At 65.3% G+C, this 21,855-nt stretch carries 28 protein-coding genes; 13 read left to right on the top strand and 15 right to left on the bottom strand.

From position 1 onward, the window contains the following. Positions 1-77: 77 nt before the first annotated feature. Positions 78-287, top strand: a complete 210-nt coding sequence (locus tag A7X65_RS21715) for a hypothetical protein (RefSeq protein ID WP_063688494.1) — start codon at positions 78-80, stop codon at positions 285-287. A 141-nt stretch (positions 288-428) separates the two neighbouring features. On the opposite strand, the gene A7X65_RS21710 is transcribed toward A7X65_RS21715, so the two are convergent. Genes A7X65_RS21710 through A7X65_RS21690 form a run of 5 tightly spaced genes read right to left on the bottom strand, consistent with a single transcriptional unit; the run spans position 429 to position 4,049 of the window. Beyond that, on the bottom strand, positions 429-776 hold the full coding sequence (locus A7X65_RS21710; protein ID WP_063688491.1) for a hypothetical protein: 348 nt from the start codon (positions 774-776) through the stop codon (positions 429-431). Between the two features lie 21 nt (positions 777-797). Beyond that, positions 798-1,592: a pentapeptide repeat-containing protein gene (locus tag A7X65_RS21705; protein WP_063688489.1), complete on the bottom strand. Its 795-nt coding sequence runs from the start codon at positions 1,590-1,592 to the stop codon at positions 798-800. 46 nt (positions 1,593-1,638) lie between these two features. After that, positions 1,639-2,340: an ABC transporter ATP-binding protein gene (locus A7X65_RS21700; protein ID WP_063688486.1), complete on the bottom strand. Its 702-nt coding sequence runs from the start codon at positions 2,338-2,340 to the stop codon at positions 1,639-1,641. Further along, positions 2,330-3,067 (bottom strand): ABC transporter permease, encoded by a 738-nt coding sequence (locus A7X65_RS21695; protein WP_063688483.1) that lies wholly within the window; start codon positions 3,065-3,067, stop codon positions 2,330-2,332. Before A7X65_RS21695 ends, A7X65_RS21700 begins: the two co-directional genes overlap by 11 nt. 1 nt (position 3,068) lies before the next feature. Then, positions 3,069-4,049 (bottom strand): ABC transporter substrate-binding protein, encoded by a 981-nt coding sequence (locus tag A7X65_RS21690; RefSeq protein ID WP_063688480.1) that lies wholly within the window; start codon positions 4,047-4,049, stop codon positions 3,069-3,071. A gap of 87 nt (positions 4,050-4,136) precedes the next feature. On the opposite strand from A7X65_RS21690, the gene A7X65_RS21685 reads away from it, so the two are divergent. Next, a complete protein-coding gene (locus A7X65_RS21685; RefSeq protein ID WP_027562375.1) occupies positions 4,137-4,496 on the top strand; it encodes a hypothetical protein in 360 nt (119 codons plus the stop codon). Between the two features lie 189 nt (positions 4,497-4,685). On the opposite strand, the gene A7X65_RS21680 is transcribed toward A7X65_RS21685, so the two are convergent. Together A7X65_RS21680 and A7X65_RS21675 are read right to left on the bottom strand one after the other, a co-directional pair. Then, positions 4,686-5,504: a quinoprotein dehydrogenase-associated SoxYZ-like carrier gene (locus A7X65_RS21680; protein ID WP_063688477.1), complete on the bottom strand. Its 819-nt coding sequence runs from the start codon at positions 5,502-5,504 to the stop codon at positions 4,686-4,688. A 50-nt stretch (positions 5,505-5,554) separates the two neighbouring features. Continuing rightward, on the bottom strand, positions 5,555-6,478 hold the full coding sequence (locus tag A7X65_RS21675; RefSeq protein ID WP_063688474.1) for a quinoprotein relay system zinc metallohydrolase 2: 924 nt from the start codon (positions 6,476-6,478) through the stop codon (positions 5,555-5,557). A gap of 124 nt (positions 6,479-6,602) precedes the next feature. Here A7X65_RS21675 and A7X65_RS21670 point away from each other — a divergent pair, with 124 nt between their 5' ends. Both A7X65_RS21670 and A7X65_RS21665 read left to right on the top strand, forming a co-directional pair. Continuing rightward, complete coding sequence (locus A7X65_RS21670; RefSeq protein WP_063688471.1) at positions 6,603-7,484, top strand: substrate-binding domain-containing protein; 882 nt, start codon at positions 6,603-6,605, stop codon at positions 7,482-7,484. After that, entirely contained in the window at positions 7,481-8,038 is a 558-nt protein-coding gene (locus tag A7X65_RS21665) for a PQQ-dependent catabolism-associated CXXCW motif protein (RefSeq protein ID WP_063688469.1), read from the top strand. The genes A7X65_RS21670 and A7X65_RS21665 overlap by 4 nt, the downstream gene beginning before the upstream one ends. Positions 8,039-8,158: 120 nt before the next feature. Here A7X65_RS21665 and A7X65_RS21660 read toward each other — a convergent pair whose 3' ends face one another. From A7X65_RS21660 to A7X65_RS21635, 6 genes are all read right to left on the bottom strand, one after another. Further along, on the bottom strand, positions 8,159-8,458 hold the full coding sequence (locus A7X65_RS21660; RefSeq protein ID WP_063688466.1) for a copper-binding protein: 300 nt from the start codon (positions 8,456-8,458) through the stop codon (positions 8,159-8,161). Between the two features lie 137 nt (positions 8,459-8,595). Then, positions 8,596-9,210 carry a hypothetical protein gene (locus tag A7X65_RS21655; protein WP_063688463.1) on the bottom strand — a complete coding sequence of 205 codons (615 nt, stop codon included), beginning with the start codon at positions 9,208-9,210 and terminating at the stop codon, positions 8,596-8,598. After that, positions 9,207-10,055: an ABC transporter permease gene (locus tag A7X65_RS21650; protein ID WP_063688460.1), complete on the bottom strand. Its 849-nt coding sequence runs from the start codon at positions 10,053-10,055 to the stop codon at positions 9,207-9,209. Before A7X65_RS21650 ends, A7X65_RS21655 begins: the two co-directional genes overlap by 4 nt. Continuing rightward, the gene (locus A7X65_RS21645; RefSeq protein ID WP_063688458.1) at positions 10,052-10,858 is read right to left on the bottom strand and encodes an ABC transporter ATP-binding protein; all 807 of its coding nucleotides are present in this window, start codon (positions 10,856-10,858) and stop codon (positions 10,052-10,054) included. The genes A7X65_RS21650 and A7X65_RS21645 overlap by 4 nt, the downstream gene beginning before the upstream one ends. Next, positions 10,855-11,823, bottom strand: a complete 969-nt coding sequence (locus A7X65_RS21640; protein WP_063688455.1) for a YVTN family beta-propeller repeat protein — start codon at positions 11,821-11,823, stop codon at positions 10,855-10,857. Before A7X65_RS21640 ends, A7X65_RS21645 begins: the two co-directional genes overlap by 4 nt. A gap of 22 nt (positions 11,824-11,845) precedes the next feature. Further along, positions 11,846-13,027, bottom strand: a complete 1,182-nt coding sequence (locus tag A7X65_RS21635) for an ABC transporter substrate-binding protein (RefSeq protein ID WP_063688452.1) — start codon at positions 13,025-13,027, stop codon at positions 11,846-11,848. Positions 13,028-13,155: 128 nt separating this feature from the next. Here A7X65_RS21635 and A7X65_RS21630 point away from each other — a divergent pair, with 128 nt between their 5' ends. Next, entirely contained in the window at positions 13,156-13,659 is a 504-nt protein-coding gene (locus A7X65_RS21630; protein ID WP_063688450.1) for a DUF3280 domain-containing protein, read from the top strand. A 172-nt stretch (positions 13,660-13,831) separates the two neighbouring features. Here A7X65_RS21630 and fghA read toward each other — a convergent pair whose 3' ends face one another. Both fghA and A7X65_RS21620 read right to left on the bottom strand, forming a co-directional pair. After that, positions 13,832-14,677, bottom strand: coding sequence for an S-formylglutathione hydrolase (gene fghA, locus A7X65_RS21625; RefSeq protein ID WP_063688447.1), 846 nt, complete (start codon positions 14,675-14,677; stop codon positions 13,832-13,834). 78 nt (positions 14,678-14,755) lie between these two features. Continuing rightward, positions 14,756-15,376: a response regulator gene (locus A7X65_RS21620; protein ID WP_008562541.1), complete on the bottom strand. Its 621-nt coding sequence runs from the start codon at positions 15,374-15,376 to the stop codon at positions 14,756-14,758. Between the two features lie 193 nt (positions 15,377-15,569). Here A7X65_RS21620 and A7X65_RS21615 point away from each other — a divergent pair, with 193 nt between their 5' ends. The 8 genes from A7X65_RS21615 to A7X65_RS41915 all read left to right on the top strand — a co-directional run bounded on the left by A7X65_RS21615 (position 15,570) and on the right by A7X65_RS41915 (position 21,816). Next, positions 15,570-16,928 carry a histidine kinase gene (locus A7X65_RS21615; RefSeq protein WP_063688444.1) on the top strand — a complete coding sequence of 453 codons (1,359 nt, stop codon included), beginning with the start codon at positions 15,570-15,572 and terminating at the stop codon, positions 16,926-16,928. Between the two features lie 163 nt (positions 16,929-17,091). Beyond that, positions 17,092-19,581, top strand: a complete 2,490-nt coding sequence (locus tag A7X65_RS21610) for a TonB-dependent receptor (RefSeq protein WP_063688442.1) — start codon at positions 17,092-17,094, stop codon at positions 19,579-19,581. A gap of 143 nt (positions 19,582-19,724) precedes the next feature. Further along, on the top strand, positions 19,725-19,958 hold the full coding sequence (locus A7X65_RS21605) for a hypothetical protein (RefSeq protein WP_063688439.1): 234 nt from the start codon (positions 19,725-19,727) through the stop codon (positions 19,956-19,958). Positions 19,959-20,060: 102 nt separating this feature from the next. Continuing rightward, positions 20,061-20,396 (top strand): hypothetical protein, encoded by a 336-nt coding sequence (locus A7X65_RS21600; RefSeq protein ID WP_063688436.1) that lies wholly within the window; start codon positions 20,061-20,063, stop codon positions 20,394-20,396. A 116-nt stretch (positions 20,397-20,512) separates the two neighbouring features. After that, the gene (locus tag A7X65_RS42735) at positions 20,513-20,812 is read left to right on the top strand and encodes a hypothetical protein (protein ID WP_063688434.1); all 300 of its coding nucleotides are present in this window, start codon (positions 20,513-20,515) and stop codon (positions 20,810-20,812) included. After that, a complete protein-coding gene (locus A7X65_RS42730; protein ID WP_063688431.1) occupies positions 20,809-21,042 on the top strand; it encodes a hypothetical protein in 234 nt (77 codons plus the stop codon). The genes A7X65_RS42735 and A7X65_RS42730 overlap by 4 nt, the downstream gene beginning before the upstream one ends. A gap of 187 nt (positions 21,043-21,229) precedes the next feature. Further along, complete coding sequence (locus A7X65_RS21585; RefSeq protein WP_063690680.1) at positions 21,230-21,499, top strand: hypothetical protein; 270 nt, start codon at positions 21,230-21,232, stop codon at positions 21,497-21,499. Between the two features lie 146 nt (positions 21,500-21,645). Further along, positions 21,646-21,816, top strand: a complete 171-nt coding sequence (locus tag A7X65_RS41915) for a hypothetical protein (RefSeq protein WP_156527942.1) — start codon at positions 21,646-21,648, stop codon at positions 21,814-21,816. Positions 21,817-21,855: the final 39 nt, after the last annotated feature.

Here is a 21,855-nt window from a genome sequence, read left to right as displayed (position 1 = left end):
CCGGCTCTGAAACTTCCCGCTGCCCGAAACGTAGCCCTTCATGCTAGTCTCAATCGCGCCCGTGAGAGGATCCCGGCATGAACCCGATCGACCTGGTGGTGACTGTGTGTGCGGTGCTCTCGCCTGCGACCTGCGAGGAGCAGCATCTGGTGTTCAACTATGCGGGCTCGCCCCGCCAGTGCGTGATGGCCGCGCCGCCCTATATCGCGCAATGGGTCGGCGAGCACCCGAAATGGCAGGCAGTGCGCTGGCGCTGCGAATATCCGCATCCCAACGACAAGGCGTGAGGCCTGACGAAATCTATCCCCTCATGGTGAGGAGCCGCGAAGCGGCGTCTCGAACCATGCAGGCCCCGCCGCCAAAGCCGGGCCCTTCATCCTTCGAGACGCCTGCTGCGCAGGCTCCTCAGGATGAGGGAGAGCCGCCAGCTACTTCGTGCAGTCCTTCAGGTCCTTGTCGGCGATCGAGAACACCGCATCGGCCTTGATCTCGATGTCGCGAACGATGCACTGCCGCGCGCTGGGATAGCTGACCTTGGCGTCGTAGCGGCCGGGCTCGACGCCGGTGATGCGCAGCCGCTCGTCGTGGTCGACCTCCTTGTCCTTGTCGTTCAGGCACTGGTTCGGTCCCCAGTCGGTCTTGCCGGCCGGCGAGAGCTGGAAGCCGGAGATCGTCTCCGTCGTCAGGTTCCAGAGCCGGATGCCTTTGCCCTTGGTCTGCGCGGCGGCTTCACCGGCACACACCAACACTGCGATCAAAACGAGACACCAACGCATCGATCCTCCCAAGCGGCGCCGCTATTGTTTGATCAGGCGCTCGCGGTTCTTTGCCTTGTCGAAATTCTTGGCGCGGTCAAGACCAATCGGCGCAATCAGCCTGGCGGAGGTGAGATCGGCGCCCTCGAAATCGGTGTCGATGACGGTTGCCCCGCTCAGGTCGGCGCCGCCGAGCTGAGCGTTTCTGAGCGATGCGCCTGTCAGGTCGGCCCCCTTGAGCGAGGCAAATTCGAGATCGACCCGGGACAGATCGGCGTTGCGCGCGTTCAACTGCGCCAGATTGGCGGATCGCAGCACGGCGCGCATCAGTCCCATCGACTGGTTGCGCATGTCGGCACCGAGATGCGCATCCGCGATCGTCGCGCCGACCAGGCTCGCGCCGCTGAGATCGGCGGCGATGCGCGCCCCGGTCAGATCGGCGCCGTCGAGGCGAGCGCGCGCCATCTGTGATGCGAATAGATTGGCCCCCTTCAGGCTCGCGCCTCTGAGATCCGCATCCAACAGCCATGCCTGATCGAGAATCGCTCCGTCCAGCCGGGCGCCGGAGAGTTTCGTCTTGTTGAGCCGTGCCGTCCGGAGAACCGCCTTGGTCAGGTCGAGACCACTGAGATCGAGCCCCGATAACCGCTTGCCGGTGAAATCGGCGGGCGTACTGGCGTTCGCATTGGCCAGCATGGCCTCGACCTCCTGCCGGCTCATCTCGGCGGAGACCATGGCGGGTGACGTCAGGTCGAGGTCGCGCAACATGTCCTGCGCGCGCGCCGTTGTCGCGAGCAGAGCAAGGCCCAGCGCCGTCAGGGCGATCGTTCGCTTCATCAGCAGACTCCGCTGCGGCCCAATCTAGCACGCCTCGCGCATTTGCCTATGAGACATCCCGCGCAAGCCCGGCCTTGATCGCCGCGATCTCGGCTTCACCGCGCGCCTCGCGCGGTATGCCGATGGGCACCTCGGCCAGAATTCGCGCCGGCCGCGGCGACAGGAAGAACAGGCGGTCGCCGAGGCGGATCGCATCGTCGAGACTGTGGGTGACGAGCAGCGTCATCACCGGGCGGCTCGCCACCAGCGTCGCGATCTCGTCGCGCAGGCGGCCGGCGAGCGCGTCGTCGAGCGAGGCCAGCGGCTCGTCGAGCACGAGCAGGTCGGGCTCTACCGCAAACGCGCGGGCGAGCGCGACGCGGCGGGCAAGACCCAGCGACAATTCGCCGGGGAAGTGGCTGCGATGCGCGTCCAGCTCCAGGATCCTGAACAGCTCCGACAGTTTTGCCTCGGTGACCTCAGGCGCCGCCAGCCGCACGTTCTGCTCGACCGAACGCCAGGGCAGCAGCCGCGGCTCCTGGAACACCATGCCGACCCGGGCCTCCGGCGGCCGCGCGACGCGGCCCGCAAAATCGTGGTCAAGTCCAAGGATGATGCGCAGCATCGTGCTCTTGCCGCAGCCTGAGGGGCCGATCAGCACGCCGACCTCGCCGGATTGCAGCGCGAACTTGATCGGCGCCAGCACCTCGTGCGTTCCGCCCGCAGCGCTCCTGAACGTCTTGCCTGTGATATCGACCTCAAGCCGCACGGGGCCGCCACCTGTTTGCGCGGGCTTCGAACGGCTGCACCAGCAAGGTTTCGATGACGAGCACGACGGCGGCGAAGGTCAGCGAATAGGCCAGCAGCCGCGGCGTGTCGAACAGCTGGAAGGCGACGCCGATCTCGAAGCCGACGCCGTTCGGCCGCCCGAGCAGCTCGGCGACCAGCACGATCTTCCACACCAGCGACAGGCCGGAGCGGGCCGAGGCCGCGATATAGGGCGCAAGCTGCGGCAGCACGACGTGGCGGAACGCACGCCAGCGCGGCATCGCGAACACGCTTGCCATCTCGTCCAGCGACCGGTCGAGCGCGCGCGTGCCCTCGCGCAAGGTAACGATGGCCGTCGGCAGCTTGTTGATGGCGATCGCCGCGATGGCCGCGGCTTCGGTCAGGCCGGCCCAGATGTAAGCGAGCACGATCACGACCAGCGCCGGCAAGTTGAGCAGCAGGATCAGCCAGGGATCGCCGAGCCGGTCGGCGAGCTTCACCCGCCCCATCAAATATCCGATCGCGCTGCCGAGCGACATCGCCAAGGTGAAAGCGAGCGCGACGCGGGCCAGCGTCGCCCCGAGATGCAGGAACAGCGCGCCGCTCGACGCTTCCGCGATCATCACCTGAAGCACGGCAGGCGGGGAGGGCAGCTTGGCGCCGCCCACGGCCAGCGCGGCAACCCACCAGATCACGAGGAAAAGGGCGAACGACAGCAGACGCAGCACCTCAATCTCCGGGGACTGCGTGATAGAAAGTGCCGGGATCGAGCTCGGATGCCGGTCCGACCAGATCGCGGCCGCCGATCTCGGCCAGCACGCGGTAGAGCACGCGCGCATCCTTCTCCTCGTCGTCGATGCTCCGCCGCGGAATGCCGTCGCGGTAGCGCTCGCGGTAGGTCTTCAGCATGGCCGGGTCACTCGTGCCGGTGAGCGGCGCAATCTTCTCCCAGGCCGCATCGGATGTGACCAGCAGCTGCTTGGCCTTGCGGGTCATCGCGATGAAGCGGGCGACGGCATCCTTGTGGCTCGCGGCCCAGCTCTCGTCGAAGACATAGCCGACCGCGGACACCGCACCCTTGGCGCCCAGCTTCGGCAAAATCTCCTCGATGCCGGCGAGGCGCCTGAAACCCTTGGCCTCGAGCTGGGCACAGAAATTCCAGAAGTTGAGGCTCGCCTCCATCTCGCCGTCGAGGGCCTTGGCGGCGATCAGCGGCGGGGCGCCGTAGACGATGGTCGCTTCCGACTTCAGGTCGATGCCGTCCTGCTTCATCCGCGCCTGGAGCAGCAGCCAGCTCTTGTCGATCGGCCCGCCGGCGACCGCGAGCTTGCGGCCCTTGAGGTCGGCGAGCGTCTTGATCGGCGAGGAGGCCGGTACCATCACCGCGCCGAGCGCGCTGGAATAGGGATAGAAGGTGAGCTTTGCGCCCAGTCCGCGCTCGCGCGACACCCACAGCCAGTCGGACAGAATGATGTCGGCGCTGCCGGCGCGCATCGCGATCTTGCCGGCCTCGGTGCTCGCGAGCTCGGTGACCTCCAGCGACAGATCAGCCTCCTTGTCGAGGCCGGCGCTGCGGATCGCGGCCAGCTCCCAGGAAAATGTCCCGGTCTTCTGCACCGCGAGACGGATGGTATCAGCAGCGTCGGCTGGAGCTGCCAGCGTCAGAGCCAGCGTCGCCGCGAGCGCCAATGTTCGTCCCAAAACTCTCATCGCCTTGTGAGCCGTTTCCTCTGACAGAGTGCTTTTCAGGACAATACGCATAGCATAGCTTTGCTCGCAACCAGCGGGAGGACGCGCATGAAACTGGCCGGACAGCTACGACCGATTGTCGCCGCATTGGCGGTATTGGCGGCGACCGCGTGCGTGGCCCGGGCCGAGGAGGCCAACGACTATCCGACCTCCGCGCGCGCGGAATATGTCTATGGCTGCATGAAGGCCAATGGCGAGAGCCGTCAGTCGATCGAGCAATGTTCCTGCTCGATCGACGTGGTCGCCTCGATCGTGCCTTATGCACGCTACGTCACCGCAGAGACCGCGCTCAGCATGTCGCAGGTGCGCGGCAATCTCGGCGTCCAGTTCCGCACGTCCGAGCAGGCGAACTCGGCGGTGAACGATTTGCGCCGCGCGCAGGCCGAGGCTGAGGTGAGGTGTTTCTAGTATAGCGGCGCAGACGGAGCTTTCCTCCTTCTCCCCTTGTGGGAGAAGGTGGCGCGAAGCGCCGGATGAGGGGTTCTATCGGCGTATTCTAGCGTGAGAGAGGTGCGCGCGGAGGCAACCCCTCACCCGTCTCGCCGCTCCGCGGCGATCCACCCTCTCCCACAAGGGAAGAGGGGAAGGCAGGTCGCCTCACGTCCCCGGCTTCTCCACATCCCACTCGTTGCGGAACACGTGCCCATCCGTGTCCTTTGCCTCGGCGCGGAAGCGCTTCGCGCCATTGGAGACGTAGGTGAAGCGCAAATTGGGATCCTCGGAGATCGAGATGCCGCCTTCCATCGAGAGCACGGGGCTGTCGTCCTGCGTCAGCTTGAGCTGGTTGACGAAGAAAGCGGGAATATAGAGCTGCGTGACCTGGTCCATCTGCAGGCCGGAATTGTTGGGATGGCCGATCATGATCTGGGCTTCGCGGACGCGGCTCGCCGGTGCTTCCTCGCGCGCGAATTGGCGGTAGCGCATCTGGCCGAGCCGGTTCCTGGCTTCCTCGACGTTCTTTCCCGCCGGCGCCGAGCAGCCGCCTGAGGCCTTCACATAGACCTTGGAAACGTAGAGCTGACCGTCGCTCAGCTCTGCGACGGCGTGGACGTCGGTATAGTTGTTGACGCGCACGCGGGTGGAGATCTCGGTGACATTGGCATCCGCGCCAAGCTCGAACTTCGCCGCCATCGGCGCGGGGTTGCGGTCGATCACCAGCGTGATCGAGCGGATGCGGCGGCTGTCGGCCGGCGACAGCTTGCTGCGCAGGGTCACCGGCACGATGGCGGCGTCCTCGGCGCGATAGGGCATCTCGATGCCGATGATATCAGCACCGTCATTCATCGGACGGCTATTGAAGATGTCCTGCACCAGGCCCGGCCAGGGATCATAGGCATCCTCGGCCTGCGCCGGCATCGCGAGGGCGATGCCGAGCAAGGCGGCGATCAGGGGCAGGCGGCGAGTGCATCCCATCATGGTCGTGATCCCGCAGGCGAAGCAGTGTCTGGCCTAGCGTAGCGCGCCCGCTACTCCCATTCAATTTCCGAAAATGCTGCGGTTGCGTTGCGGGCATTGTAGTCCTCGAACAGCTGCCAGTGCGACCGCTCTTCAGTGGCCGCCTTGTCCGCGGCGGCCCGGATCGGCTCGCCTTTCTTGTTCAGCGTGCGGACGTCGGACAACAGCTTTGACAGGTAACGCCGTTCATCCGCCAGCGCCGCAGGCCACGCGCTCACAGGGCCGTGACCGGGAATGACGCGCACGGCCGGGATGGTCTCCAGATCCCCGAGCGTGGCGAGCCAGCCGCGAATGCTGCCGTCCATCACCGGAATGTGGCGGAGAAAGACAAGATCGCCGGCAAACAGGGTCTTGGTGGTTTCGTCGTAAACGGTCAGATCATTGTCGCTGTGCCCGGCCGGCCATGCGCGCAAGGTCAGGCGGCGGGCGCCAAGATCGAGCGTCAGTGTGTCCGTGACGAGCATCGTCGGCGGCACGATCTTCACAGGATCGATCAACTCACTGCCCATGATGCGTCTGAAATTGTCGAGATAAAACGGGCCGCGGCTCGCCAGCGCCTGCGGCAGCTTGCTGTGGCCGACGAAGCTGGTTCCCTCAGCAACGAAGGCGGCGTTGCCGAAGACATGGTCGGGATGGCCGTGGGTGTTGATGACGTAGCGGATCGGCTTCTTGGTGCGTGCCTTCACCGCCGCCAGTAGCGCCTCGCCCTCGCGAAAACTGCCGCCGGTGTCGATCACGGCCACCGCGTCATCGCCCACGATGAAGCCGACATTGGCGATGCCGCCCTCGTTCTCGCGGCTCATCAGGGCGATGGTCCCGGAGTGTAGGAAGATTCCCGGCGCGACTTCGCTCACAGGCAATTCGGCTGCTCCGGCGCGTGCTAGCGTCGCCGTTCCCAGGGACAAGACTGCAATCACGAAAGCAATGCGAAACACTTTTCCGCCTCAGTTCGAAGGGTTTGTCGCGTTGCACTGCAGCAAAGCGAAGCCGGCACAAGGCTTGGCAAAACATGGCGCGTCATGCGTTGATAACATTCAAACAAAATGAGGAGGAAGCGCGATGACGGAGGCCGGACGACATCGTCGCTGGTTGGCCCTGCTGTGGGGCCTGGCTGCAACCTGCGCTCTGGGCGACGTCGCCCTGGCGCAGACAAGCGAGACCGGAGACCTCTCGTTCGAGCTGGTCGATCCGAAGGTTCTGCGCGTCTGCGCCGACCCGCGCAATCTGCCGTTCTCCAACGAGAAGGGCGAGGGCTTTGAGAACAAGCTCGCCGAATTCCTGGCGGACAAGCTGCAGAAGAAGCTCGACTACGTGTTCTTTCCGCAGGCCACCGGTTTCGTGCGGATGACGCTGGGCGCGCATCGCTGCGATGTCATCATGGGCTTCCCGCAAGGCGACGACCTCGTGCAGGGCACCAATCCCTATTACCGCACGACCTATGCGCTGGTTGCCAAGACGGGCAGCGGGCTCGAGGAGGTCGATACGCTCGAGGATGCGCGCCTGAAAGGCAAGCATGTCGGCATCGTCGCCGGTACTCCGCCGGCGACCAACATGGCCCTTGCAGGCTTGATGGGCGATGCAAAGCCTTATCCCTTGATGATCGACACGCGCTTCGACAATTCGGCGCAGGCCATGATCGACGATCTCGCCGCCGGCAAGATCGACGCCGGCGTGCTGTGGGGACCGATGGCCGGCTATTACGCCAAGAAGGCCGGCTCGCTCCATGTCACGCCGCTGGTGAAAGAAACGACGGGGCCGAAATTGGTCTATCGCATCGGCATGGGCGTACGGCCCGCCGACCAGAACTGGAAGCGGCAGCTCAACCGGCTGATCCAGGAGAACCAGGGCGAGATCAACAAGATCCTGCTCGACTTCGGTGTGCCGTTGCTGGACGAGAGCGACCGGCCGCTCGGTGCGGAGACGGCCAAGAAGACGCCATGAGACGGGCTTCTGCCGCTGCGCTCGTCGCCGTCATGCTGACGGCGCCGGCATTCGCGCAGCAGCAGGAGCCGTTCGAGCCCGAGGGGTATCGCACCGACAATTACCGCGCGCCGGTGCCGGCGACGCTGGCGAACGCGCGTGTGCTGACCACAGAGGAGGCCGAAGCGATCTGGCGCGCGAAGAGCGGTGCATTCGTTGACGTGCTCCCGCGTCCGCCGAAGCCGAAGAACCTGCCCGAAGGCACGGTCTGGCGCGACATGCCGCGCAAAAACATTCCGGGCAGCATCTGGCTGCCCGATACCGGCTACGGCAGTCTGTCGCCGGCGATGGACGATTATCTCCAGCGCGGCCTCGCGCGTGCCTCACGCGGCGACAAGGCCGCGCTGCTGGTGATCTATTGCCTCGCCGATTGCTGGATGTCGTGGAATGCCGCCAAGCGCGCGCAGGCCTACGGCTACTCCAACATCGCCTGGTACCCCGAAGGCACCGACGGCTGGGAGCACGCGAAGCTCCCCACGGAAGATGCGCAGCCGGAGCCGCGGCCCGAGCAATAATGGATCGTCATGCCCGGGCTTGTCCCGGGCATCCACGTTCTTGGCTTGTGGTAAACGTGGATGGCCGGGACAAGCCCGGCCATGACGCCGTGTTGCAGGCACGAAGAGGCGAAGCAAAGCCTATTGCTTCTGCAGCTTCGTCAGCGTGCCCGTGCCGTTGGTGTCGGTGGCCGAATACGTCACCCTGTCGCCGGCATGAACCGCGTCCAGCATGGCGGCATCCTTGGTCTTGTATTCCTGCATCGCGCCGGCACCACCGGCGCTGCCGCCGACCGTGCCCTTCTGGATCTGCTGGATCGAAATGGTGCCGTTGAGCCGGTCGATCCGCGTGACCATTCCGGTCAGATCGTCAGCAAAAGCGCTGGATGCGAGCATGGTGATGACCGCAGCGCCTGCGAGGATGATTTTTGTGGTTCCCATCGAGGCCTCCCGACGTCTTGGAGTTCACTTCGACAAGCCAACATAAATCGATTTGGTTCCGGCAGATAGCGCGGCAAAAGCTTAACGTTCCCGGGGCGATCGCGGGAACTTTTCGTGAGCCGTCAGCGTGGCTGACGCTATTCCATTTCCTGCTGTATCACGCGTCCGAGCGCGAACAGGCGCTGGTCGATCGAGGTTGGAACCTCGCAGACGAAGCGCACCACCTTGTGGCGGTCCTCGAAAATACGGGTTTTCCAGATCAGCTCGTTGCTGAGCGCCTCGACCTTGGCCTCGTCGCGCGGTGTCGCCCCTTGCACGGCCTGGAGCGCCAGCGTCTCGTCGCGGATCTTGTCGGCGGCGTCGCGCTGCTTGCGGCTGACGCGCTCGAGCCCGATCATGACCTGGGCGCGCTGGGCGTTGAGGGTCTCGAACAGCCCGGCGAACAGGAGCTTTGCATTCGCCGCCTTGTCGCTGGCCGAGCCGGCCAGAAACTCCTTCACCGACTTCTCGGCTTCGTCGAGCGGCGTCTTGCGCGCCGCCAATTTCGAGACCAGCGCGCTGACCTTGGCGTCGTCCTTCCACTTGGTCTCGGCATCACCGAGCGCGGGACCGGCCCAGACGGCGGCGAGCGAGATCTCCGGGACTTTTGCCTGCGTGCACGGCCAGTCCGGATAGCGCGGATCGGCCGCGCGCGCGGCCGATCCCGCAACAGCGAGCGCCAGAACAGCCGTCGCCAGAATCCGAACCGTCATCCTTCGCCTCCTGCGGGCCCCCGCCGTGCCAGCCCGCGCGAGGGATCATAGGCCCAAATCGCACCGATCATGAAGACGATTGTGCAGGCTGCGACCACCGCCAGCGAGATCCAGTTGATTTGCCCGTAGAGTGCAAAACGTATCAGCTCGACCGCGTGGGTGAACGGATTGGCCTCGCACAGATAGTAGAGATAGGGGCTGCCCTCCTGCACCCGCCAGAGCGGGTAGAGCGCGGAGGAGGCGAAGAACATCGGGAAGATCACGAAGTTCATGACGCCGGCAAAATTCTCGAGCTGCTTGATGCCCGACGAGATCAGCATGCCGAGCGAGCCCAGCATCAGCCCGGACAGGATCAGCGCCGGCAGCACCGTGAGATAGCCCGACGGCGGCGGGGTGATGTCCCAGAACCAGGCGATCAAAAGGAACGCGTAGACCTGGAGCAGCGATACGGCCGTGCCCGCGAGCAGCTTGCAGAACAGCAGGAAGCCGCGCGGCAGCGGGCTCACCAGCAGCGTACGCATGTTGCCCATCTCGCGGTCATAGACCATCGACAGCGAGGACTGCATGCCGTTGAAGAGCTGGATCATCGCCATCAGCCCGGGCGCGATATAGACCTCGTAGAGGATGTAGGTCTCGTAGGGCGGGATGATGGAGATGCCGAGCACCTGGCGGAAGCCGGCGGCGAAGATGAACAGCCACACCAGGGGACGCACCAGCGCCGAGACGAAGCGCTCGCGCTGATGCAGGAAGCGCAGCCCCTCGCGCCAGACGATGCCGGTGAGGCAGGTCATGTACTCCGCGGCCGAGAAGCCGCGCGGCGCCTCGCGCGTGGTGATGCTGCTCATGCGCCGCCTCCCGGCATGGTCTGCGCGCCGGTCAGGCGCATGAAGGCGGTGTTGACGTCCTGCGCGCCGGCTTCTGTGACGACGCGGCTCATCGGCCCCTGCGCCAGCACCTTGCCCTGGTGCAGCACCACGAGATCGTCGCCGGGCATGATCTCGTCGAACAGGTGCGTGGCCCAGAGCACGCCGATGCCTTGCTCGGTCACGAGCTGGCGCACATGGCTGATGATGTCGGCGCGCGCCTTGACGTCGAGGCCGACGGTCGGCTCGTCGAGCAGCAGGAGGCGCGGCCGGTGCAGCAGGGCGCGGGCTATCTCCAGCCGCCGCATCTGTCCACCCGAGAGGTCGCGCACCTTGCTCCCGGCACGATCGGAAAGGCCGATGCGGCCGAGCAGCTCAACGCTACGCGCGGTGGCCTCGCGGCGACCGATGCCGTGGAGGGCGGCGTGATAGAGCAGGTTCTGCGTCAGGGACAGATCGAGATCGACCGTACGCGGCTGGAACACGACGCCGAGCAGCCGCAGCGCCTCGCCGGAGCTTTTGCCGATGTCATGGCCGAAGATAGAGACGCGGCCCGACTGGATGCCGAACAGGCGTGTGACGAGTGAGAACAGCGTGCTCTTGCCGGCGCCGTTGAGCCCCAGCAGCGCGGTGAAGCTCGCAGCCTGCACCTTGAACGACACGTCCATCAACGCGCGGCGCGGCCCATAGGCATGGCTGACGCCGTCGATCGACAGCGCCGGCACCGCGGCCGGATCGGGCCGTGGCGTCTCCAGTGCTTCGGTGACGGGGGCAGGGCTGGTCATGGCGCGATCGTGATGCCCCAGGGCAGCTCGCCCACCTGAATGGTCTTGATCACCTTCTGCGCGGCGACGTCGATGACGGACACGTCGTTCGACACGCCGTTGGTGGTGAGCAGGTATTTTTCATCCGGCGTGAAGGCCATGTGCCAGACCCGCTGTCCCACCAGCAGGTATTTCGTGACCTTGCGCGTGGCAACGTCGACCACCGCGATGCGGTTGGCGGGACCGAGTGCGACGAAGGCGGTCTTGTCGTCCTTTGTCATGCCGATGCCGACCGGCTGGATCGCCTCCTTGCGCAAGCCCGGAATCTCGAAGGTGACCTTGCCGATCACTTCATGTTTCTTCGGATCGATCACCGACACGGTGCCGCCGATCTCGGAGGACACCCAGAGCTCCGAGCTGTCATGCTTGAACTCCGCAAAGCGCGGCCGCGCATCGACCAGCACGTTGGCGACGATCTGGCGCGAGCTCGTGTCGATAAAATGCGCCATGTTGGTGGTTTCGGACGTGTTGATCAGCGTCTTGCCGTCCGGGCTGATCGTCATGCCCTCGGGCTCGACGCCGACCTGGATGTCGCCGAGCCGGGTGCGCTTTTCGAGGTCGATCACGGTGACCGTATTGTCGTTCTCGTTTGCGACATAGAGAATTTTTCCCGCCGCATCCTGCGCGAACAATTCGGGATCTGGACCGGAGGGCAGGCTGTCCACCACGGCCTGCGTCTTGGCATCGATCACCTGGATGGTGTCGTCGTCGCCGACCGCGACCATCACGAACTTGCCGTCGCGCGTGAAATCGATGCCGCGCGGACGCTGGCCGACCTTGATGGTCTTTGTCACGGTCCAGCTGTCGGTATCGATCACCGAGACCGTGTTGCTCTTCTCGTTCGAGACATAAGCGATGAACGCATGCGCGGGCGCCGCCGCCAGCGCCAGTCCGGCGAGAAGCCCCACACGCCACATGCGCAACATCCAAGTCTTCACTTTAATGTCCTCATTTCAACTTGCATTTGCTCTCCGGACGGTCGTAGCCGAGCGTGTCGAGTTCGGAGACCTGGTGCAGGAACCCTTCCTGCGGCGACACTGAGACCACCATGCGGCCGTCGACCAGCAGGATCGGTTGGCGGAGCTGCAGGTTCCAGTCGCGCAAGGTGAGCCGCGTGCCCTTGAAGGCGGCAACGGAGAAATCCGGGCCCTTGATGAAATCGGTGACCTTGCCGACGTCGCCTGATTTGGTGCGCGAGGTGGCCTCGCCGATCATGCGCACCGCGGTCCAGGCCTGCATGTCGAGCGGGGTCATCCGCCGCGAATTCAGCTTGATGAAGCGGTTCTGCATCTGGATCGCGCCCCACTGGTCCTGCGATGCGTCCCAGCTGCGCGGCACGAGGCCGGCCGAGCCCGCGACGGGCCGCGGATCCCAGGTGCGATAGGGCAGATAGGCGCCGAACACCTCGCTCTCGTCGGCGGCGACCAGCACGTCGTAGGCGGGCGCCTGCTGCGTGAACACCGGCATCTGCCGCTGGATCTGGGTGACGCCGGAGTCGGTGCGCCGCGCGCCGCCCTTGTCCTCGAAGGTGCGCTCCTGCACGATCTTGGCGCCGAACCGCGTCGCGGTGCGCCGGAGCGCATCGGCGAACAGCTTGTCCTCGTCGTGCGAGCCGACGACGAGCAGCCAGCGCGACCATTTCTTCCACACCAGATACTGGCCGAGCGCATCGGCCAGCATCGCCCGCGTCGGCGCGGTGTGGATGACGTTGGCGCGGCAATCGGCCTCGCGCAGCCGCTCGTCGATCGCCCCCGCGTTGAACAGCAGCGTGCCGCGCTCGCGCAGGGCATCGGCAACTTTCAGCAGCGCGTCGGCCGGCAGGTCGGTGATGATGAAGCCGTTGCGAGCCGCAAGATCAGTTGCGGCCTGGACCGCGTCCTCGCCTTCCTTGATGCGGCGTTCCTCCAGCGTGAAACGCTGGCCCGTGAATTTTCCGGTGGTGTTGTTGTCCTCGATGGCGAGGCGCGCGCCGGCGACGCCGTCATTCTCGGCGGGCTGTTCGACCAGCGACAGCGTCGATCTGGTGCCGGCGACACCGAGATAGCCGACGCCGATCGTGACAGGGTCGGCCGCGAGCGCGCTCGTCGCGGCGAGACTCCAGCCGATCAGGCCGACCAACCATCGGATCATGTTTCCTCCTGGACGATCTCCCCGGCTTGACCGCCGGTGGAGAATTGTCTCTGCTAAAGCATGACCGATTTGTCAGGGCATGCAACCCCGCATTTCGTCCCTGCAAGCGAGGAGGCGGAATCACGATCATGCGAGCACTGCTATGTTTCGCAGCATTGCTGTTGACCGGATCGGTCGCACGCGCCGATCCGCCGAAGCTCGCGGTGTTCGATTTCGAGCTGATCGACACCAGCCTGCCCGGCGAGTTCTACGGCTCCAAGCCGGAGGAGGCGCGGCTGCTGCGCATCAGCGAACAGCTCCGCAAGGAGCTGACTGACTCGGGCCGGTTCCAGGTGCTCGACATCGCGCCGGTCAGGGACGCCGCCCGCCACGCGAACTTGCAGGCCTGCGGTGGCTGCGACCTCAAGCTCGCCGGGCAGCTCGGTGCCGAGCTCGAGATCACCGGCATGGTGCAGAAGGTCTCGAACCTGATCATCAACCTCAACATCTATCTGCGCGACGTGAAGACCGGCAACATGATTGCCGCGGCCAGCGCCGACATGCGCGGCAACACCGATGAATCCTGGTCGCGCACGATGAGCTATCTCATCCGCAACCGCCTGCTGGCGCCGAATTACGGCAAGCCGGAGTAGGGCTCTCTCCCCGCGAGTCGGGAATTGTAGGGTGGGCAAAGGTGCACTTGCGCCGTGCCCACGGTCAATCAATGATTCGAGAGAAATCGTGGGCACGCTTCGCTTTGCCCACCCTACGATACTGCGGTCGCGGAGAGACACCCCTCATCACAGGGGGAGAAGGGAAGAAAAATCACCCCTTCAATCTTTCCGCATGCCAATGCAGATGATCGCTCATGAAGGTCGAGATAAAATAATAGCTGTGGTCGTATCCCGGCTGTCGCCGCAGCGTCAGCGGGATGCTGGCCTTGGTGCAGGCGGCTTCCAGCAGCTCGGGCTTGAGCTGCTCCTTCAGGAAGTTGTCGGCCTCGCCGACATCGACCAGGAAACCCGAGAACTTGGCGCCGTCCTCGATCAGCGCCACGGTGTCGTGGTTGCGCCAGGCATCCTTGTTCGGTCCGAGATAGCCGGTCAGGGCCTTGATGCCCCAGGGCACCTGCGAGGGCGCCACGATCGGCGCGAAGGCGCTGGCCGCGCGATAGCGATGCGGGTTGCGCAGTGCGACCGTCAGTGCACCGTGGCCGCCCATCGAATGGCCCATGACCGATTGCCGCTTGGCGTCGACGGGAAAATTTCCCGCCACAAGTTTCGGCAGCTCGTCGGTGACGTAGCTCCACATGCGATAGTTGCGGGCGAAGGGGTCTTGCGTCGCGTCGACATAGAAGCCGGCGCCCAGGCCGAAATCGTAGGCGTTGTTGGCATCGCCAGGCACGTCCGGCCCGCGCGGCGAAGTGTCTGGCGCAACGAAGATCAGGCCGAGCTCGGCGCAGGCTTTGCGGAATTCGCCCTTCTCGGTGACGTTGGCATGCGTGCAGGTGAGGCCGGAGAGGTACCAGACCACGGGCAGCTTGGCGCCGTCGGCGTGCGGCGGAACGTAGACCGAGAACACCATGTCGGTTCCGGTCGCCTGGCTGGCATGGCGATACACGCCCTGCACGCCGCCATAGGATTTATTGGTCGAGACAGTCTGGATCGTCATGCCGTTTTGCTCCGTGGCATCTCACCACATCAAGAATGCAACGCTTGTGTGACCGAATTTGTGGCGGACGTCTACGCGTCAGGCCACGCCGCTGTCGATCGCCAGCCGTACCAGCTCGACCGAAGTCTTCACGCCGAGCTTCTGGCGCATGATCGAGGAGGTGTTGGCCACCGTCTTGTAGGACGATTGCACCAGCCAGGCGATCTCGGACAGGCTCTTGCCGGCGCTGAGCAGCCGCAGGATCTCCATCTCGCGCGCGTTCAGCTTCGACAGCGGGCTTTGCGCCAGCGCAGGGCCGGCAAAGGCGATGCTGCGCGCGATCGCGGTCGGAAGATAAGTGCCGCCGCCGCCGACGGCGCGGATCGCCTCGACGAGGTCGTCCGGGTCGCCGGTCTTGGACACGTAGCCCTTGGCGCCGCATTCGATGGCGCGCGCGGCAAAGGCCGGGTCGTCATTCATGCTGAACATGATGATGCGGGCCTCCGGCGCGCGCTCGAGGATGCGGCGCGCGAGCTCGAAGCCGGAGACGGTCGGCAGGTTGATGTCGATGATGCAGAGGTCGGGGCGCTCGACGATGAAGACGCACTCGCCGTCCTCGGCGTCGGCGGCCTCCAGAATCTCGATCTCGCCCTCGTCGGCCAGCACGGCACGGCAGCCGGAGGCGACAATGGGATGATCGTCGACGATCAGAATGCGCATAGGCGTTTCCTGCGACAGTGCCGGCCTGTTCTGCGCCGCATGACGTCGACCAGGCAAGACGCGTGCGTCTCATGTCGCCTCATGCAACCCGGCCGGGATTGCTGTACGCTTTCGATTAGATATCGGGCGCTTCGCCCCTGTCAACGTCATCGGACAGGCGCGGGCCAACCTTCGCGAGGCACGGGCGGCACCAATGTGGCAGAATCTTTCCTTGCGCGGGCGCATCAACCTCTTGCTGGCGCTGCTGCTGGCGCTGGGCCTCGCGGTCAATATCGGCCGCCAGGTCGCGGAGGCGGGGCCGCGCGTGCAGGCCGAGGACCAGAGCGTGATCCGCCTCGCGCGCGAATTCATCGAGATGATCGTTGCCGATCTCAACGAGGCGCCCGATCCGGATGCGCGGCTGAACCAGATCGCGCGCGATCTCAGCCGCCTGCGCCATGTCAGCATCGCGCTTTACGACGCCGGCGGGAACCCGCTGACGCCGCCGCGGCCCGATGCCGACGACGACACGCGCGCCCCGCCGGCCTGGTTCGTCAGCCTGGTTCATCCCGAGCAGACCGCGGTCAGCGTACCCGTCTCGATCCATGGCAAGCCGGGCTCGCTCCGGATCACCGCGCATCCCGACGACGAGATCGCCGAGATCTGGGACGGCATCGTGACCCAGCTCGAGGTCGGCTCGGTGATCGCGCTCGCACTGTTTTTCCTGATGATGAACGTGGTCGGCCGGGCGCTGGCGCCGCTGCAGTCGCTGGCGGAGGTCATGGGGAAGCTCGAAGGCGGGCAGTACGAGGCGCGCGTCGCGCCGGGCGGCGCGCCGGAGCTCGCCGCTATCTGCACCCGGCTCAATCATCTTGCCGCAACCCTCGGCGAGGCGGTCGAGGACAAGCGGCGGCTCGCCGAGCGCGCGGTTTCGCTGCAGGACGTCGAGCGCAAGGAGATCGCGCGCGAATTGCACGACGAATTCGGGCCGTATCTGTTCTCGCTGCGCGCGCATGCCAGCGCGCTGGCAAAGCTCGCGGACGGGAAGGCGCCGAGCGCGGAGGCGGTGCGCAAGCACGGCAGCGCCCTGCTGGAGCAGATCAACGCGCTCCAGCAATTCACGCGCCGCGTGCTGGAACGCCTGCGGCCCGTCGGCCTTGCCGAGCTAGGGCTCGGCCAGGCGCTGGAATCGCTGTCGCGGCTGTGGCGGGAATCGCATCCCGAGGTCGCCATCGAGACCACGATCTCGCCGCAGCTGGGGACGACCGGCGAGACCGCCGACCTCACCATCTATCGCGTGGTGCAGGAGGCGCTGACCAACGTGTTCCGCCATGCCGGCGCGACCGCGGTCAATGTCGTGATCGAGCCCGCCGAGCAGCTCACGCGTGACGGCCGGCTCTGCGCCCGCGTGCGCGTCAGTGACAATGGCCATGGCATGGAGCCCGGCCAAAAGCTCGGCTTCGGCCTCGTCGGCATGCGCGAGCGGATCCTGGCGCTCGGCGGCACGCTCAACGTCGTGTCCGGCGACGGCGGCGTCACCGTCGAGGCGCTGGTGCCGACGGCGGCGGCCTGACCGTTCCCAATATCATCGGGAAAAATTCCCGATTTGGTCGGGAAAGCGGGAGCGGATCGTGCCCGACCTTTTGTGGCTGGCGTGCGAGCGGCCGCCGATTACACTCGTCTGCACCAACCGGCGAACATCAAAACAGCCGGCGGTCACGGGTGGGAAGGCTGGGATGGGCAATCGTCTTCGGGTCAAGCGTCTTTGGGTCAAACGTCGTCTGTTGATGGCCTCGGTATCGACGGGGCTGTTGTCGGGGCTGGTCGTCGCGGGCCCCGCCGGGGCCGCTCAGGACGAGGAGACCAACGTCCAGAACCTGCCGCCGGTCGAGGTGAGCGCGCCATCGCCCTCGGCGACAAGACGCATGACGCCGACGCGGCCGGTGGCGCGCGCGGGCGCTTCATCGTCGAACCGCCCCAAGACGCGTATCTATGTCTACCCGACCTCGCCGGGCACCGGCCGGGGTCTCGACGTCGACAAGGTCGCCTCGTCGATCAACGCGGTCGATGCCAACCAGATCAGGCGCACCGGCTCGCTCAACATCACCGATGCGCTGCGCGACAACATCGCCGGCGTCAACATCAGCGAGGTCACCGGCAATCCGTTCACGCCTGATGTCGAGTTCCGCGGCTTCGTCGCTTCGCCCGTGACGGGCACGCCGCAGGGCCTTGCGGTGTATCAGAACGGCGTCCGCATCAACGAAGCCTTTTCGGATGCCGTCAATTGGGACCTGATCCCCACCGCCGCGATCAGGTCGGTGACGCTCGTCACCAACAATCCCGCCTTCGGCCTCAATGCGCTCGGCGGCGCGATCAACCTGCAAATGAAGGACGGCTTCACCTATCAGGGTGCCGAGCTCGATGTGATGGGCGGCTCGTTCGGCCGCATCCAGGGCTCGGCGCAATGGGGCAAGCAGGTCGACAAGAACTACGGCGTCTACGCCGCGCTCGAAGGTCTGCGCGACAACGGCTTCCGCAATTTCTCGCAATCGACCGTGCGGCGCTTCTACAGCGATGTCGGCTATAAGCAAGGCGACAGCGAATTCCACGCCAACATGGGCGTCGCCAAGAACGATTTCGGCGCCAGCGCCACCGTGCCGGCGGAGCTGCTCGACAAATATTGGGGCGCGACCTACACGACGCCGCAGACCACGAGCAACCGCGTCGGCTATCTCAATTTCACCGGAAAGGTCGACGCGACGCCGACCTGGACGCTCGAAGGCACCGCCCATGTGCGCCGGTACGAGCAGAAGATCGTCGACGGCAATCCGACCGACGCCCAGGAGTGCGCTGTCGATCCGGCGCTGCTGTGCTTCGGTGACGACACCACGCCCGCCAATGGCGCGGGCGGCGTGCAGCTCGCCAATCCCTTTGCGCCTGGGACCATCCTCGGCGAGATCGACCGCGGCTCGATCCGTTCGACCACGTTCGGCGTGTCGGGACAGGCCACCAACACCGATCTGCTGTTCGGGCACGACAACCGCTTCGTGATGGGCACGAGCTACGACGCCAGCGTCACGCGCTACAACGCCACCGCCGAGATCGGATCGATGGGAGAAAACTACGTCGTCAGCGGCAGCGGCGTCTTCCTGGGTGCGACGCCCACGGTAGATCCGGTCGCTGGTCCCGTCTCGCTGCGGACCGTCAACCAGTACAACGGCGTCTACGCGATGGACACCTTCAACGTCACGGACGCCTTCGCCATCACCGGCGGCGGCCGCTTCAACGTGGCGCGCATCACGCTGGAAGACCAGCTCGGCACCGCTCTCAACGGCGATCACACCTTCACCCGCTTCAACCCGGTGATCGGCGGCACCTACAAGATCACGCCGGAGCTGACCGCCTATGCCGGCTATTCCGAGGCCAACCGCGTGCCGACGCCGCTCGAGCTCGGCTGCGCCGATCCGACCCGGCCCTGTCTCATCGCGGCCTTCCTGGTTTCGGACCCGCCGCTGAAGCAGGTGGTGTCCAAGACCGTCGAGGCCGGCTTCCGCGGCAGCAAGGAGCTCAACATCGGCACGCTCGGATGGAAGGTCGGCGCGTTCCGCGCCACCAACTATGACGACATCGTCGCGGTGCCCGCGGTCGGGCGGACCGGCTTCGGCTATTTCAGCAATGTCGGCAGAACGCGACGTCAGGGGCTCGAGGCCGAGGTCAACATCAAGTCGCCCACGCTGCAGTTCCAGGCGAGCTATTCGTTCGTCGACGCACGCTATCTCGATGCGTTCGAGCTCGGCTCCGAAAGTCCGTTCAGGGATCCCGTGACCGAGACCATCCAGGTCCTGCCAGGCAACCAGCTTCCCGCGATCCCGCGCCACCGGGTCAAGGTCGGCGTCGACTACAACGTCACCGACGTCTGGAAGGTCGGCGGCAACGCCCTGTTCGTCTCCAGCCAGTATTTCGTCGGCGACGAGTCGAACCAATATTCGAAGCTGCCGTCCTACACGGTGTTCAACCTCCACACCTCCTACCAGGTGACCAAGAACTTCCAGCTCTACGGCCGCGTCGACAACGTCTTCGACAGGCGCTACGCCACCTACGGACAGTTCTTCGATCGCGAAGCCTTGCCCAACTTCACCAATGGCGGCGCCGACTTCACCGACCCGCGCTCGCTGAGCCCGGCACGGCCGCGCGCCTTCTATGCGGGGATGCGGGTGACGTTCTAGACTCGTCCAGGGTGCTGGCGTCCCGCCCGGCGGGAGCCGCGGCTCGCGCGCATGCGGGCCGGCTCGATTGCATATTTTTCCCGGAATGGAACGAGGAGGGGTTTGGCCGGTTAGCTGTGCCTGAACACAAGGAGGACTACGCAATGAAGTTTGCAGTCATGTTGCTGTCGGCGGGCGCTCTCGCGGCGACGCTTTTTGCCGGCCCGGCTTCGGCACGGATCGGCCTCGCCCCTCCGGCGACAGCAACTGATGATGCCGTGATCCAGGTCCGCGGCGGGCACGGTCATGGACACGGGCATGGCCATGGCTGGCACGGCAACCGCGGTCACCATTACGGCTGGTATCGCGGCCGCGGCAACTGGAAGCACCGGCACTGACCAAGGCGGCCGGCGGAATTCCATGCTCCGCACCGCCTGCGCAGACAGCTTGCGTAGAATATCCTGCCTCCGGCATCATGCTGCCGGAGGCTTTGTCTTGTCGTGTCGTTGAAAAATCCGGATGCCGTCGCCGCCATCGTTACGGCGCTCCGACACGTTTATGGTGACGAGGTTGCGCGCCTCATGCTCGTCGAGGGCATGAGCCTCGCCGACCTGATCGATGCGATGTTTTCCGCGCCCTTGCCGCACCGCGAGGCGATCAGGGCCATCACCGACGGACTGGACGACTTTACCATTTCGCCGGACCTCGGCCGCATGTGGCACCTCCGATACATCTATGACGACCAGCCCGGTTCGCTGCACGTCGTGGATCTGGAGATCGCCACGCCGAGCGGTACGCTGGTGAGCAAGGACATCTGGCTTCGCCTGGCCACTTGAACGGAGGCAAGTGCCTTCCCGCAATGGGCGGTGAACCGGGACGAGTTCTACCTCGGGCCGATTGACTCAATGTTCATGATTTGTTCTTATGCTCCTCGTCCACCAAGGAGCGAGCCATGGACAACCGCATCAACGAAATCCGCAAGATCATCAGAGCGTTACGTGTCAGCATGCGTGAGGCCGAAGCCATCATGCATGAGCAAATCAACCGGGATGAAGACTGCACCTTCGTCGCCGGGGAAGTCATGAAGATGCGGGCCGTGATGAGCGGGCTCGCGCAGGAGCGGGCGGCGCTCGGCGACACCGACCCGATCGTCGTTGCCAGCCTCTTCGTCCCCCGCCGGCGCCCGGCGCCTCCGCGCATCGGTGTCGAGAAGCGCCGCCTTGTTCCACCAAGAGAGGTCGCGCGGGCATGAAGGGTGAGAGGCCGACCTACTTCTCCGACATGCGGGAGCCGCCGGAGTTCCTGAAAGCGCTCGAGCACGCGCGGCGCCTGTCCTGCCTTGAAGGCTGGTGCCGCATGCACATCGAGGCCATCCAGGTCGCGATCGATCAATACGCGGAAGCAGCTCTCGGCAATCGGGAGTTCTTCCTCAAGAAGCCGCACAGCATCGGCGACAATCGCAGAAGCGCCGACGTGCCGTGAAGCCGGCGGGGGCGTCACCCAGCCCCCCGCTCGGCAAATTGCTGTCGGTGAATGGCCCTGATGTGGACGCTGCTCACCGTTGATCCATGTCAAGGCCGCCGGCTCATCGATGCTGGCCTCATGTGCAGGCGTGCTCGAAGGTGGCGTCCGTCACTCATCGGTTCGCATGTACCATGAGGAGGAATTCATGCATCGCAGCAAGCGTCATTCGTTCAAGTCCGCGACAATCGCAGGCCTCGCCGCCAGCGCCCTGCTGGGTCTGGCGAGCCTCACGCTCAGCCCGACACCGGCTGGAGCGGTGGTCTATTGTCAGTACGTCGACTATCCGCCGAGCTGCGTCGCCAGGGCCGGTGTCGTGCTCCGTCCGCGTCCCGTGGCACGCGCGGCAGTGCGTGCCGGCACGGCGAGCGGGACCAATTGGAACGGCGGCGTCAATCGCGTCGGCGTGCGGCGCTAGAGAACCGCCCCGCGGCGACGCGCCGGCGTTGCGCGCGCCGGCCTCCGCGGGGCGTTTTCTTTACCGATCGGAAACCATGTAAAATGATCCGAAAATTGTAACGAAACTGCGCGGCCCTCTGTGCGTCGGTTCGCCGGAGGGCCCGTATGATGACAGAGCACCAGTTGAGACAGCGGGAATGTCAGATCGCGCGCTACAGGCAGTTGGAGCGGGAGGTGACCGATCCGCTTGCCGTATGCCTGCTTCACAGCATCATCGAGGAGCTTGAAGAGGAGCTGCGCAGGGACATCCCGGATTGTCACGGGCCGCGTGATTAACGCTTTCTTAGCGCCGATCATGCGGATTAGCCGTGGGGG

This window comes from Bradyrhizobium stylosanthis, from assembly GCF_001641335.1.
Classification (GTDB): Bacteria; Pseudomonadota; Alphaproteobacteria; order Rhizobiales; family Xanthobacteraceae; genus Bradyrhizobium; species Bradyrhizobium stylosanthis.
Note: the sequence above shows the minus strand (reverse complement) of the source record. Positions and strands in the feature narration are given on the sequence as shown.